The 13890-nt window shown below is 71.3% G+C and carries 9 protein-coding genes and 1 pseudogene; 4 read left to right on the forward strand and 6 right to left on the reverse strand.

Annotation, left to right across the window (positions count from 1 at the left end; translation table 11 throughout):
- Nucleotides 1-319: 319 nt before the first annotated feature.
- From ACLQ28_RS26745 to ACLQ28_RS26755, 3 genes are read right to left on the reverse strand one after another with little or no spacing between them, the layout of a single operon-like run.
- Nucleotides 320-2797, reverse strand: coding sequence for a transglutaminase TgpA family protein (locus ACLQ28_RS26745; RefSeq protein ID WP_425689027.1), 2478 nt, complete (start codon nucleotides 2795-2797; stop codon nucleotides 320-322).
- A 16-nt stretch (nucleotides 2798-2813) separates the two neighbouring features.
- Complete coding sequence (locus ACLQ28_RS26750; protein WP_425689028.1) at nucleotides 2814-4112, reverse strand: DUF58 domain-containing protein; 1299 nt, start codon at nucleotides 4110-4112, stop codon at nucleotides 2814-2816.
- Between the two features lies 1 nt (nucleotide 4113).
- The gene (locus ACLQ28_RS26755; protein ID WP_355387873.1) at nucleotides 4114-5166 is read right to left on the reverse strand and encodes an AAA family ATPase; all 1053 of its coding nucleotides are present in this window, start codon (nucleotides 5164-5166) and stop codon (nucleotides 4114-4116) included.
- 402 nt (nucleotides 5167-5568) lie between these two features.
- On the opposite strand from ACLQ28_RS26755, the gene leuS reads away from it, so the two are divergent.
- Nucleotides 5569-8409, forward strand: coding sequence for a leucine--tRNA ligase (gene leuS / locus ACLQ28_RS26760; protein ID WP_425689029.1), 2841 nt, complete (start codon nucleotides 5569-5571; stop codon nucleotides 8407-8409).
- A 142-nt stretch (nucleotides 8410-8551) separates the two neighbouring features.
- Here leuS and ACLQ28_RS26765 read toward each other — a convergent pair whose 3' ends face one another.
- From ACLQ28_RS26765 to ACLQ28_RS26775, 3 genes are read right to left on the reverse strand one after another with little or no spacing between them, the layout of a single operon-like run.
- A complete protein-coding gene (locus tag ACLQ28_RS26765; RefSeq protein ID WP_425689030.1) occupies nucleotides 8552-9238 on the reverse strand; it encodes a TVP38/TMEM64 family protein in 687 nt (228 codons plus the stop codon).
- Nucleotides 9235-9954 carry a type 1 glutamine amidotransferase gene (locus ACLQ28_RS26770; protein ID WP_196925380.1) on the reverse strand — a complete coding sequence of 240 codons (720 nt, stop codon included), beginning with the start codon at nucleotides 9952-9954 and terminating at the stop codon, nucleotides 9235-9237. The genes ACLQ28_RS26765 and ACLQ28_RS26770 overlap by 4 nt, the downstream gene beginning before the upstream one ends.
- Complete coding sequence (locus ACLQ28_RS26775; RefSeq protein ID WP_425689132.1) at nucleotides 9944-11191, reverse strand: MurT ligase domain-containing protein; 1248 nt, start codon at nucleotides 11189-11191, stop codon at nucleotides 9944-9946. Before ACLQ28_RS26775 ends, ACLQ28_RS26770 begins: the two co-directional genes overlap by 11 nt.
- A gap of 355 nt (nucleotides 11192-11546) precedes the next feature.
- On the opposite strand from ACLQ28_RS26775, the gene mraZ reads away from it, so the two are divergent.
- From mraZ to ACLQ28_RS26790, 3 genes and pseudogenes are all read left to right on the forward strand, one after another.
- Nucleotides 11547-11978 carry a division/cell wall cluster transcriptional repressor MraZ gene (gene mraZ, locus ACLQ28_RS26780; protein ID WP_124817664.1) on the forward strand — a complete coding sequence of 144 codons (432 nt, stop codon included), beginning with the start codon at nucleotides 11547-11549 and terminating at the stop codon, nucleotides 11976-11978.
- 205 nt (nucleotides 11979-12183) lie between these two features.
- Nucleotides 12184-13293, forward strand: a pseudogene (rsmH, locus tag ACLQ28_RS26785) (16S rRNA (cytosine(1402)-N(4))-methyltransferase RsmH).
- Complete coding sequence (locus ACLQ28_RS26790; RefSeq protein ID WP_425689031.1) at nucleotides 13283-13888, forward strand: hypothetical protein; 606 nt, start codon at nucleotides 13283-13285, stop codon at nucleotides 13886-13888. Before rsmH ends, ACLQ28_RS26790 begins: the two are co-directional and overlap by 11 nt.
- Nucleotides 13889-13890: the final 2 nt, after the last annotated feature.

The following is a 13890-nucleotide window of genomic DNA, read 5'->3' on the forward strand; positions in this document are numbered from 1 at the left end:
GCCCGGCGACCTCCGTCGTATCCGCGCGCCCGTATCCGCGCGCCCTCTGCTGCTGACAAGCCGCCGCCGAGTGCGTGTGCGTATGCCGCTGCGCGGGCTGTGGCGCGTCGTCCACGCCGCAGCACGGGCCGCCGCATGATCAATTGATGAAAAGTAGGCGGGGAAAGCCGCTCAGACCTACTAACCAGCAATTGATCGAGGTGCTGGCGACCGGGGCCCGGCGGCGGCGGGCGGGGGACCAGCTTGGGGCGGGTGGTGTGGTGGTACCCGGCGGAGCGGCGGTCGGTGGACCGCCGCCCCGCACCTGGACGAGCGTGGGTCAGCGGGCCGCCCGGTTGGCCAGCAGCCGTCGCGGGTTCCAGCGCAGCAGCCGGTACCGTGCTCGCCCGGTCAGCGCCGCCATTCGGCCGGACGTGTCCGCCAGGCCGGTCCTCCACCGCAGCAGCACCGACGGCGGCAACACAGCGGCGAGCAGGCGGGTCCGCCGGTTGGTTCGTGCGGCGAGCGCCCCACGGACCGCGCGTAGTGCCGGCAGCAACCGCTCACCGGTCAGCGGATCCCGCGCGTAGCGGGCCCGCTCCTCCGCCCGGCCGAGCAGCTGCGCCGACCCGATCGCGGCGGTGTCGTCGCTGAGGGTGTCCCGGACAAGCCGGTCGGCGGTCGCCCTGGGCGTCTCGGTCAGGTCGACGGGGATCCGGAAGTCCACCAGGGTGTCGAGTAGCTCCGCCCAGGCGGCGTGTGCGTCCGCGCGTGCCCGGTTGGCGTCCGCACCGCCGACCACCACCGCGCGGGTCCCCGGCTTGGTGCCCTCGTCGACGGTTGCGGAGGCCGCAGCGGCGCTCGCCGCCTGGCCACCCCGTCTACGGCGCAGCGCCAGCCGGCGCAGGGCGGGGAGTGCGAGCAGTGCCAGCAGGGCCAGCAGGCCCGCCGCCCACCAGGGCCAGACCGGTGGCTGCTCGGCCGGTGTCGTGCCGGCCAGGGAAAGCCCGTCGTCGACGTCCCGGTCGGCCTTGTCAGGCCCGGCCGGACCAGCCGAGGCCTCGGGGCCCGTCGGGGTGTCCGTGACACCAGTGCCCGGGGCGGACGGCTCCGGCGCGTCAGTGTCCGGTGCCCACGCCCACCGGGATGACCCCGGCACCCCGTACGCCGGGGTGGCGTCGAACGGCACCCAGCCGACCCCATTGAAGAAGACCTCGGTCCAGGCGTGCAGGTTGAGGTTGGTCAGCGTGAACGTGTCCCCGTCACGATTGGTGCCGTTGGTGAACCCGAACGCCACCCGGGCGGGGATGCCGGCCGAGCGGACCAGCCAGGCCATCGAGGCGGCGTACTGCTGGCAGTAGCCGACCTTGTTGGTCAGGAAGTCGACGATGTCCTGCCCGCTGCTGCCGCTCTCGGTGCTGAGCCGGTACCTGAAACCGTTGTCCGCCGAGAAGTACTGGTAGATCCCCAGCACCTTGTCGTAGTCGGTGCGCTTGTCCTGGATCAGCCCCTTGACCAGATCCTCCACCTCAGGCACCGGCCCAGGGGTGGCGGTCAGCTGCCGGCGTACCGGGTGGTCGGTCGACAGCGGCAGTGCTGCTCGCAGAGCCGCGGGAGAGTATGTCGAACGGACGTAGTCGAAGGAGTACTTCCGGCCCCGGGAGTTTTCCCGGTTGGAGAAGACGACCTGCTGGTTGGAGTCGTAGAGCCAGTTGCGGTTGAGGTCCTCGGTGCGTACCGGCTCGGCGTACACCGGCATCAGCGACATGCTCAGGTTCTTGGTGACCTCGACGGTCGCCTTGTAGGTGGTCTGCTGCACGCCTGGGCCAGCCCGGTCGGCCGGATTGGGCAGGTTCTGGTTGGCCGGCTGGCCGCTCGGGTTGCGCGCCTGGAAACCAGTCGGACGCAGCTCGTCGGCGACCGCGTAGCGCAGGTAGAACGGGTTGGGCTCGGACGTGGTCACCTTGACCAACTCGGACACCTGAGACTGATTGAGCTGGCCGGCGAGCGAGGCGAACAAGTCGATCCGACCCGAGTTGCCGCCCGAGCCGTTCCCGTTACCGGTGCCGTTGCCCGGCCCCCGACTGAGAGAGTCGAGGAGCCCGCCGGTCATACCGGGCACCGCCAACGGCAGCACCACCGCCAGCGCCACCCCGACCACCGCGAGCCGACGGCCGGCCGACGCCAACGGAGAGGGCTCCCACACGTCGACGTCGCGGCCGTCACCGGTGAACCGGCGCCCGAACCTGCGCACCCGGTCGACGTTGTCCGTGACCAGCAGCCAGAGGTAACCGGCGGCGCCCACCACGAACGGCGTCGCGGGGACGCTGTCCACGTAGACGGCGACCGGCACCGAGTAGATGGCGAGCATCGGCAGCCCCGCCAGCGCGGGCCGGCGCAGCCCCACGGACAGTACGTCCACAAGTACGGCGACCGCGCCGACGCCGAGCACGGCGATGAACAGCAGCGGGTCAGTGTCCGGGACCTCGACTCCGTACGAGCGCATGTCCTGGGCGGAGGCGGTGAGCAGATTGGCGAAGTGCGCGAACGTGCCGGGCGTGGGCAGGACGCCGATCAGTTCCTCGCCGCTGGGGAACAACCAGGTCAGTGCGAGGACCAGGCCGGCCAGCATGCCCAGCAGCTGACCCCACAGTGGTGCCCGGGCGAGCCTGGTCAACGCGGCCACCCCGGCGACCACGGCGACAGCGATGACGGACTCGATAAGCCATGTCCAGCTCTGGAAGATGGCCGACAACGGCGCTGCGGCCAGCAGGGTGGCCGCAGCTGCCACCACGCCGATGTTCCGACTGGCGATCATGACGGGAACCTTCCGTTCATCGCACGCCGCCGGCGACCGTCTCGGCCAGCGCGGCGCGCAGGGCGAAGCCCTGGGAGCCCCGACCGGCCTGTGGCCACAGTGCCGGCAGTCGGGCGCCGTGGTCGACGCCGACCACGCGCCAGCTGCTCTGCAGCATGGCGAGGACGGCAGCGCCGTGCGCGTGGTCCGCTTCGGCCCGGGCCTTCTCCGGCAGGCTGAGCCAGGTGGAGCTGTTCAGCAGAAACCCGATGCAGGTGGCACCGTTGCCCCGCAGCCCGGCCAGCACTTCGGCCTCGGCCACGCTCACGGTGCCGAACAGCCCGATGATCAACCCGCCGTCGGCGCGCTGGCGGACCCGCTGCACGAGGCCGGCCACCTCGGCGCGCTGATCCAGGCGGACCTCCGCGAGGTGGTCGAGCAGTGCCCCGTCACCGCCGGCCTCCGATGCGTCCACATCGACCCCGGAGCCGGTGACCAGGCGCAACTTGTAGCCGGCCTGCCGCAGGTGGACGGCGATGCTCGCGGCGGCGGAGACGGCCCACTCGAAACTGGCCGTCGGCCCCTCGCCACGGTGGCCGTACGCCCGAGTGTCCAGAACGACAGTGGCCCGGCTTTCCCACGGCTGCTCCTCGCGGCGCACCATCAGCTCGCCGGTGCGTGCGGTGGACTTCCAGTGCACCCGGCGCAGATCGTCGCCGCGCCGGTACTCCCGGGTCGCCGCGTCGTCCTCGCCGTGCACCGCCACCGAGCGGGCCCGGCTGTCGCCGCTGCCCGCGTACTCCCCGGGAAGCCGGACCGACGGCAGTGGGGTGACCTGCGGGATGACCGTCAGGTGGTCGGTGCTCGGGAAGGACCGGGTGAGCTCGCAGAGCCCGAACGGGTCGGTCATCCGGACCACCAGCGGGCCCACGTCGTAGCGGCCCCGCACGTCGGCCCGCACGGTGTACGCCACGGAGCTGGCCTGGTGCGCGCCGAGCCGCTCCAACACCACCCGGGGCCGGCTGCCCAGCGCGTAGGGCAGCCGGTCCTCCAGGAGGAGGGTGCCGGTCGGCAACCGGGAGAGGTTCTGTAGGCGCAGCACCACGCGGGAGTTGGCGCCGACCGGAACCCGGTGCGGGTCCAGTGAACGGTTGCAGGCCAGTTTGTAGCGGCTGCGCCCGACGTAGGCCGCGGCCAGCAACGGCAGGATGGCCAGCAGCAGCGCCACCCGGAGCAGGTCCTTCTCGCCGAGGATGCCGGCCGAGATCGCTGCCGCGACCGCAGCGGCGAGGAAGGAGCGCCCGCGGGTGGTCAGCCCGCGCAGCCCGGCACGCACGTCATGGCCTCCGCGGCTCGTAGGGCGCGCGGCCGTTGCCGGAAGCGGGCCGGGTGTCGTACGGGTTGCGCTGCCGGTCGTGTGGCAGCGGCAGGCGGTGCACCAACTCGGAGACGATCGCGTCGGTGGTGCGCCGGGCGAGCTGCGCGTCGGCGGTCGGGATGATCCGGTGCGCGAGCACCGGCACCGCCAGTGCCTGCAGGTCGTCGGGGAGGACGTAGTCGCGGCCCTCCAGGGCGGCGACCGCCCGGGCGGTGCGCAGCAACTGCAGGGTCGCCCGGGGGGAGGCGCCGAGCCGCAGGTCGGGGGCTTCCCGGGTGGCGGTGACCAGGTCGATCGCGTACTGCTTGACCGCGTCCGCGACGTGGACCTGGCGGACGGTGGCGATGAGTTGCCGGACGATGGCCGCGTCGGAGACCGCGCGCAGCTCGTTCAGCGGGTCGGTGCCGCCGTGCCCGTCGAGCATGGCCAGCTCGGCGTTGGAGTCCGGGTAACCCATCGCGATGCGGGCGGTGAACCGGTCGCGCTGCGCCTCGGGCAGCGGGTAGGTCCCCTCCATCTCGATCGGGTTCTGCGTGGCGATGACCATGAAGGGGGTCTGGAGCTGGTACGTCACGCCGTCGACGGTGACCTGCCGCTCCTCCATGCACTCCAGCAACGCCGACTGGGTCTTCGGCGAGGCCCGGTTGATCTCGTCGCCGACCACCAGGTTGGCGAACACGGCCCCGGGGCGGAACTCGAAGTCGTGTGTCTCCTGGTTGTAGACGCTGACCCCGGTGACGTCGCTGGGCAGCAGGTCGGGGGTGAACTGGATCCGCCGCACCGTGCAGTCGATGGACCGCGCGAGGGCCTTGGCCAGCTTGGTCTTGCCGACACCCGGAACGTCTTCGATGAGGAGGTGACCCTCAGCGAGCAGGACGGCCAGGGCGAGCCGCACAGTGGCGGTCTTACCCTCGATGACCTGCTCGATGTTGGCCACGATGGCCTCGCTGGCGGCGCGGAACTCGTCGTGCGGCAATAGGCCGCCCACCTCGTCCCAGGTCTGTTGTGTCACGGGCCTCCTCCTCGTCGCCGTCACGGCAGCTCTAAAGAGAGCACCTGGACCCGCCGTTGGGTTCGCGACGTCGAGCCTCTTTTGCCGCAGGATTCTCACTAGCCTCTCAGGCTAACCATGTTTGTCGTTCTCGCCGACCCCCGCAGGTGGTCCGTCGGTTACGCCCCGATATTCGCCACGTCGGGGGACCCGCCTCGGCGCACCCCAGGCCGCCGCACGCCGAACCGTCGGCGGGGTAGACTGCCGGACATGGCCGGAGTCTTCCTGCTTCTTATCGGGCCGTGCTGATGCGCTGAACGCGCGACAGCACGGCGGCCCCTCCCGCGCGAGGGGCTTTTTTGTGCCCGCCGCCGGCCCGGCCCGGTGGTGCCGAGACGAAGCGAAGCGAAGCGAGGAGAGACGATGAGTGAGGCAGCCGCACCGGCGGGCGACATTCCCCCGTTCCGGTACACCGCAGCCCTGGCCGACGAGATCGAGATCCGTTGGCAGGACACCTGGGCGCGCGAGGGCACCTTCCACGCACCGAACCCGACCGGCCCGCTGGCCGACCCGACACATCCCCGCGCCGGTGCGGAGAAGCTGTACGTGCTGGACATGTTCCCGTACCCGTCCGGCGCCGGCCTGCATGTCGGTCACCCGCTGGGCTACATCGGCACCGACTGCTACGCCCGCTACCAGCGGATGGCCGGCCGCAACGTGCTGCACGCGATGGGCTTCGACGCGTTCGGCCTGCCCGCCGAGCAGTACGCGGTGCAGACCGGCACCCACCCGCGTACCACCACCGTGGCGAACATCGAGCGGTACAAGGCGCAGCTGCGCCGGCTGGGGCTGGCGCACGACGAGCGCCGCTCGGTGGCCACTATCGACACCGACTTCTACCGCTGGACTCAGTGGATCTTCCTGCAGATCTTCAACTCGTGGTACGACCGCGACGCGGGGAGGGCTCGTCCGATCGCCGAGCTGATCGCCGAGTTCGAGGGCGGTAACCGACCCACCCCGGACGGCCGCGCCTGGGCCGGGCTGAGTGTCGCCGAGCGCCGCCAGGTCGTCGACGACCACCGACTGGCGTACGTCTCGCAGGCCCCGGTGAACTGGTGCCCGGGGCTGGGCACGGTGCTGGCCAACGAGGAGGTCACCGCCGACGGCCGCTCCGAGCGGGGCAACTTCCCGGTCTTCAAGCGCAACCTGAAGCAGTGGATGATGCGGATCACCGCGTACGGCGACCGGCTGCTGGACGACCTGGACAGCCTGGACTGGCCCGAGCCGATCAAGCTGATGCAGCGCAACTGGATCGGCCGCTCCACCGGCGCCCACGTCGACTTCCCCACCGCGGCGGCACCGGTGCGGGTGTTCACGACCCGTCCGGACACCGTCTTCGGCGCCACCTACATGGTGCTGGCACCCGAGCACGAGCTGGTCGACACGCTGGCACCAACCTCGTGGCCGGACGGGACGAGGGACACCTGGACCGGCGGGCACGCCAACCCGCAGGTTGCCATCGAGGCGTACCGCAAGGCGGCGGCGGCCAAGACCGACGTCGAGCGGCAGTCCGACACCAAGGAGAAGACCGGCGTCTTCATCGGCGCGTACGCCACCAACCCGGTCACCGGCGGGCAGATCCCGATCTTCATCGCCGACTACGTGCTGGCCGGCTACGGCACCGGTGCGATCATGGCGGTGCCGGCCCAGGACGAACGGGACTGGGCGTTCGCCGAGGTCTTCGAGCTGCCCATCGTGCGTACCGTGCAGCCGGCGGAGGGCTTCGACGGCAAGGCGTACACCGGGGACGGCCCGGCGATCAACAGCGCCGCGCCCGAGCGCGGCCTGGACTTGAACGGCCTGGGGGTCGCCGACGCCAAGGCGGCGATCATCGCCTGGCTGGAGGCGAACGGGCACGGCACCGGCGCGGTGACCTATCGGCTGCGTGACTGGCTGTTCTCCCGTCAGCGCTACTGGGGTGAGCCGTTCCCGATCGTCTACGACGAGACCGGCGCGGCGATCGCCCTGCCGGAGGAGATGCTGCCGGTCGAGCTGCCGGAGGTGGACGACTTCTCCCCGAAGACGTTCGACGCCGACGACGCGAACAGCAACCCGGAGACCCCGCTGTCCCGGCGGCGCGACTGGGTCGAGGTCGAGCTGGACCTGGGTGACGGGCCGAAGCGCTACACCCGCGAGACCAACGTGATGCCGCAGTGGGCCGGCTCCTGCTGGTACGAGCTGCGCTACCTGGACCCGACCAACAGCGAGCGGTTCGTCGACACCGAGAACGAGCGCTACTGGATGGGCCCGCGCGGCGACGGCGACTGTGGGGGCACCGACCTGTACGTCGGCGGCGCCGAGCACGCCGTGCTGCACTTGCTGTACGCGCGGTTCTGGCACAAGGTGCTGTTCGACCTGGGGCACGTGTCGTCGTTCGAGCCGTTCCGCAAGCTGTTCAACCAGGGCATGATCCAGGCGTACGCGTACACCGACTCGCGCGGCAGCTACGTGCAGGCCGAGGAGGTCATGGAGCGCGACGGCGCGTACTACCTGGGTGACCTGGCGGTCAACCGCGAGTACGGCAAGATGGGCAAGTCGCTGAAGAACGTGGTGACCCCCGACGACATGTGCGCCGCCTATGGTGCGGACACCTTCCGGGTGTACGAGATGTCGATGGGCCCGCTGGAGGTGTCCCGCCCCTGGGAGACCCGGGCGGTGGTCGGCTCGTACCGGTTCCTGCAGCGGGTCTGGCGGGCCGTCGTCGACGAGCAGACCGGCGCGCTGCGGATCACCGAGGACCCCGCCGACGAGGCGACCCGCCGGCTGCTGCACAAGGTGATCGACGGAGTCCGTGGTGACATGGACGGCATCCGGTTCAACACCGCGATCGCCAAGCTGATCGAGCTGACCAACGGGCTGACCCAACTGTCGGCCACGCCCCGTGAGGTGGCCGAACCGCTGGTGCTGATGGTGGCGCCGTTCGCCCCGCACCTGGCCGAGGAGTTGTGGCGCAAGCTGGGCCACGAGACCTCGCTGACGTACGCGGACTTCCCGACCGCCGACCCGGCACTGCTGGTGGCCGACACGGTGACCTATCCGGTGCAGGTCAACGGGAAGGTCCGTGGCCGCATCGAGGTCCCCGCCGACGCCGCTGAGGAGACCGTCCGTGCGGCGGCTCTGGATGCGGTGGCCGCCGCCCTGGCAGGCAAGGAGCCCCGCAAGGTCATCGTCGTCAAGGGCCGAATGGTCTCAGTAGTGCTCTGACCCCCCCGCCCGCCCCCGCCCCGCCCCTTCACCCCCGCGATCTTGCAGTTTCGGTTTGGCTTTTGCCTCTTGTGTCCGGGAATGCCGGGACAGAAACTGCAAGATCGCGGGAGGGGAGGGGTGGAGCGGGGTGGGCAGGGGGTTACACGGGCGTGGTGGTGCGGCGGCGGCGCTCGGTGCGCCACCACTTGTGGACGAGCACCAGGCTGGCGATCAGGCCGAGGCTGGACGGGGCGGCGGCGTACCAGTTGATGTGGCCGGGCGAGCTGACCGCGGCACCGATCGCCGCGTAGCCGAAGGCGGTCGGTGCGGAGGCGACGACGCTGCCGACCAGGAACGGCAGCAGCCGTGCGCCGGTCGTGCCATAGCCGTAGCTGACAAGTCCGAAGCCGGCGATCGGCAGCAGCCGGACGGTGATCACACCGAGCACGCTCTGCCGCGCGAACCAGCCATCGAGGCGGGCCAGACGACCACGGACCCGTTCGGCCACGAACTCCCGCCCGAGCAGCCGGCCAACCGTGAACCCGATCGCCGCGGCCACCAGCGCGGCGCCCAGGGCGTACGCGGCACCCTCCAGAGGGCCGAAGATCGCGCCTGCGGCGAGCGTGATGAAGGTTCGCGGAACCAGCGCGACCAGCAGCAGCGCGCCGCCGAGGATCGCCGCCACCGGGGCGAAGTCACCCAGCCGGTCGGCCAGCAGCGGCAGCTGCTCCGGATCCGGTCGGGGCACCAGGAGCAGCAGTAGCCCGCAGCCGCCGATCAGCAGCACGAGCAGGGCGAACCGAGCGGCCGACGGCTGTCGGAGCAGCCGCCGGACGGCACGGATCATGCCCGGGCGGCGGCCACTGCGGAGCGGCGCTCGTTGCGGAGCCGGTCCGACCAGGTGTCGTCCAGCGGCGGGAGCTGGTGTGCTCCGGTGGCCCAGCGCAGCAGCAGGTCGGCCAGGGCCGGGTTGCGGGCCAGCGCCGGGCCGTGCGAGTAGGTGCCGAGCAGCTTGCCGCGCCACGCGCCCTCGGTGGCGCCGTCGTTGCCGACCCCGGCGGTGACCCGGGCCAGCGGGGAGACCTCCGGGCCGAGGTGGGTGCGGCCGCCATGGTTCTCGAAACCGGTCAGCGGGGGCAGGCCCAACCGGGGGTCGATCTCACCGGCCAGCTCGCCCACGGCCCGGCTCTCGCCCCGGTCGGACTGCAGGTCGAGCAACTCCAGCCCTCGACACTGCACACCCTTGGCGAAGAAGGAGGTGCCGAGCAGTTGGTAGCCGGCGCAGACGCCGAACACCACCGAACCCTGGGCGACCGCCCGGTGCAGGCCGCCGTCGGCGAGCAGCCGCTGGGCGCCCAGCGCCTGCGGGCCGTCCTCGCCGCCGCCGACCAGGTAGATGTCGGCGGTCGCCGGCAGTCGCTGGTCGGAACGAACCTCCAGGACCTCGACCGGCATGCCGCGTTGGCGGGCCCGCCGGGCGAGGATCAGGGCGTTGCCCCGGTCGCCGTAGGTGGACAGCAGGTCGGGGTAGATCCAGACGATGCGCAGACTCTCAGATGACACGGTCCAACTCCGCTCGGATGTCCTGGAACGCGGTGTAGTTCGCGATGACTTCCAGCCGCCCGGGCGGGACCGACCGGAGCGCGTCGGCGAACGTGCGGACGTGCTGGAACGCCACGTCGTTGACGTCCAGCCGAACCGCCAGGTCGTACGCCCGGTCACCGGTGATCAACACCTGCCGGCCGCGGAGCGGGGCGAAGTCGACGTCGTAGAGCCAGGAGGTGTCCAGACCGTCGGGGTCGCGCGCGTTGATGGAGAGCAGGGTCGGCGCGTCGTCGGCCATGTCGAACGCCTCCAGCCAGCTGGCCGGGTTCTTCGCCAGCAGCAGCCGGATGTTGCGCCCGTCCTTGTCGACCTGCGCGTAGCGGCCGGCCACCGAGGTGACGATGCCGAGGCGGGACACCGCGTCGACCGGGCGGACGCCGAACTCGGCGGCCACGGCCAGCGCGGTCGCCGCGTTGCCGAGATTGACCTTGCCGGGCAGTTGGAGGGAGACCTTGTGCCAGGCGCCGGTGGGGTCCAGCACGCCCTCGTCCTCGACGACCCAGTGCGGCTCCGGTCGGCGCAGCGGGCAGCCGGTGCACCACCACTGCTCGCCGGAGCGCTGGATGGTGGAGCCGCACTCCGGGCAGACCCAGGAGTCGTCGTGCCAGCGCTGGCCGGCACTGAACCACGTCACGTGCGGCGCATTGATGCCCCGCGCGGGGTCGCCCGGCGGGGTGGCTGCCCAGACCACCAGCGGGTCGTCGGCGTTGGCCACCACTCGTACGTTTGTGTGCCGGACCAGTGCCGCGCGCCAGAGCTGCGCCATCATGGCGACCTCCTTGGCGCGGTCCAACTGGTCGCGGGAGAGGTTGAGCAGCGCGACCACGTGGGGCTCGGTCGCCTCCAGCACCTGGGCAAGGTAGTGCTCGTCCACCTCGAGCACCGCGTACGGGGTGCTGCCGGCCTTGGCCAGTGCCGAGGTGTGCCCGCTGGGCATGTTGGCGCCGAACGAGTTGGTGGCGACCCGGCCGAGCACCCCGACCGCGGCGGAGGTCAACCGCGTGGTGGTGGTCTTGCCGTTGGTGCCGGAGACGAGCGCGATCGCACGCCCGGCCGACAGGTGGGCCAGCAGGTCCGGGTCGATCTTCAGGCCGATCCACCCGCCGATCACCGAACCGTCGCCACGGCCGGCCGCTCGGGAGAGCGCCGCGGCGGTCCGTGACACGGAGCTGGCCACCTTGGCCCGTAGGGGCATTTTCGCGTCCGTCACGCGAGCGAGGTTACCGGACCGCCCGCCCCACCAGATCGCCGCCGACGGTGAACCGTTCGGCCGTGGTGGCAGTGCGGGCGGCCAGGTGGGCGTCCACCGGACGGAGTCGATCTATGTCGGAAAGCGGACCACGCCGGAGGGCCGCCGAGGCCCTCCACTCCGCTCCACCCCTTGTGACGTGCGGTTTTGCCCTCCGATCGGGCACGCCACGCGGGCGATTCTGGTTGCGGGTGGAGGGAAGTGGAGTAGAGTGGGGACCAATGGTGAGGCCGGGAGGGCTCACCGGCCCGGGGGGTCAGCGGCGCCGCGAACGCCGCTCAGGGGCGAGGGGGTAGGGCCGATGTTTCTCGGCACCCACACTCCGCGCCTGGACGAAAAGGGCCGGTTGATCCTTCCGGCCAAGTTCCGGGATGAGCTGGCGGGGGGTGTCGTGGTCACCAAAGGGCAGGAGCGCTGTCTCTACGTCTTCCCGACCCCTGAGTTCCAGCGGATCGCGGAGCAGTTGCGCGCGCAGCCGATGACGCACAAGGCGGCCCGGGCCTACAGCCGGGTCTTCTTCGCCAGTGCGCACGACGAGGTTCCGGACAAACAGGGTCGGGTCACCATCCCGGCCCACCTGCGGGCGTACGCCGCGTTGGACCGTGAACTGGTGGTGATCGGCGCGAGCACGCGGGTGGAGATCTGGGACAAGGTCGCCTGGGAGACCTACCTCGCCGACAGCGAAGACGACTTCGCCGACATCGAGGAGGGGGTGCTGCCCGGCGGTCTGTAGGGCGGAATGGCGCCCGACGTACTGCGAGATCTCCAGCCGCTTTCGAGTTCCTGGCATCACTTCCCCGGTGCCAGGCGCACGATCCAGTCATCGGGCGACGATCCGGTGTCGGGCGGGAGCGGATGGGGATCTGGCGGTACGACGGCAGCGCCGTCCGACGACAGGCGCACGAGGAGAACGGACGTTTCAACCAGTGGGGGTCAACATGGGGGAGTTGCGCGGCACGCACGTGCCGGTGCTGCTTGAGCGTTGTCTCGAGCTACTGGCCCCCGCGCTGGGTCGAGGCGGGCGCACGGTCCACGTCGACGCGACGCTCGGCCTGGCCGGGCATGCCGAGGCGGTGCTCGAGGCGCACCCGGAGACGGTCCTGATCGGGCTCGACCGGGACACCGAGGCGCTCGCTCACGCACGGGTCCGGCTGGCCCGTTTCGCCGACCGGGTGCATCTGGAGCACGCCGTCTACGACGAGTTGCCCGAGGTGTTGGACCGGCTGGGTTATCCGGGCATCGACGGGATCCTGTTCGACCTGGGTGTCTCGTCGCTGCAGTTGGACGCGCCCGACCGCGGGTTCGCGTACGCCCAGGACGCTCCACTGGACATGCGGATGGACCAGACCCGGGGGGTGACCGCCGAAGAGGTGGTCAACACCTACGCGCATCCGGACCTGGCCCGGGTGCTGCGGGTCTACGGCGAGGAGAAGTTCGCCGGCCGGATCGCCTCGGCGATCCTCCGGGAACGGGAACGCGCCCGGATCACCTCGTCGGCGCTGTTGGCGGAGCTGGTCAGGGACTCCATTCCGGCGCCAGCCCGACGAACGGGTGGGCACCCGGCAAAGAGAACGTTTCAGGCTTTACGGATCGAGGTAAACAGAGAACTGGCAGCGCTGGAAGCAGCGTTGCCGTCCGCACTCGACGCACTGACCGTGGGCGGTCGCATGGTGGTCCTGTCCTACCACTCCTTGGAGGACAGGCTCACCAAGGTGGCGCTCGCGGACCGGGTCCGCAACAAGGGCCCGGTCGACCTCCCGGTCGAGCTTCCCGGGTCCGGTCCGACGTTCCGGCTGCTCAGCCGGGGCGCCGAACTGCCCGGGGAGGCGGAGGTCGCCGCGAACCCGCGGGCCGCATCAGTGCGGCTGCGGGCAGCGGAACGACTCGACCCGAACGCGACAGAGCAAGGGCGGACCGACCGCGAACGGTCTCGCCGACGGGTGAAGGGAATGCACCAACCGGGCACGGGGTCCGCCTGATCCGTGGGGGGTCAGGGGCGCCGGGACGGCAGAGGGACGGATGTTGAGGGGGAGGGACATGAACAATGACAAGCGCGACCGCCGGGACGTCACCGGCGGCGGGCAGCGCGCACCGCGGTCGGGGGGCCGGACCGCGGCGGAGCGGGCTCCGCGCCTCGGGAACGGTACGCCACGCATCGATCGAGTGAACCGGCAGGGGGAGACTCGCGCCCGGGGGGCGCGCGAGTTCCCGACCCAGGGCTCCGCTGCGCTGCGGCCGGTCGAGAAGACCGGCGTCACCGCCAACGCCCGCCCGCCGCGGCTGCGGGTGGCGCCGCCGCCGCCGATGTCGGTGCCGCGCGCGCCGTTCGCGGCGCTGATCGTGGTGCTGGTGGTCGGTGGGGTGCTGGGCATCCTGGCGATCAACACCAAGATCAATGAGAATGCGTTCCGGAAGGAGCGGCTGCAGCAGCAGCAGGCTCGGCTGGACCTGGAGAAGCAGCAGTTGGACAAGCAGATCGCCGAGTACGAGGCGCCGGGCAACCTGACCGCCGAGGCCCGGCGGCTGGGTCTGGTGGACGCCGGCGAGCCGGGCTACGTCCGGCTGCCGGACGGCAAGACCATCGGGGTGCCGCAGCCGGCGAGCGGCCAGCCGTCGGTGACCAGCCAGGGTGCGGGAGGCTGACC

The sequence above is a fragment of the Micromonospora sp. DT201 genome, assembly GCF_049841575.1.
Lineage (GTDB): Bacteria > Actinomycetota > Actinomycetes > Mycobacteriales > Micromonosporaceae > Micromonospora.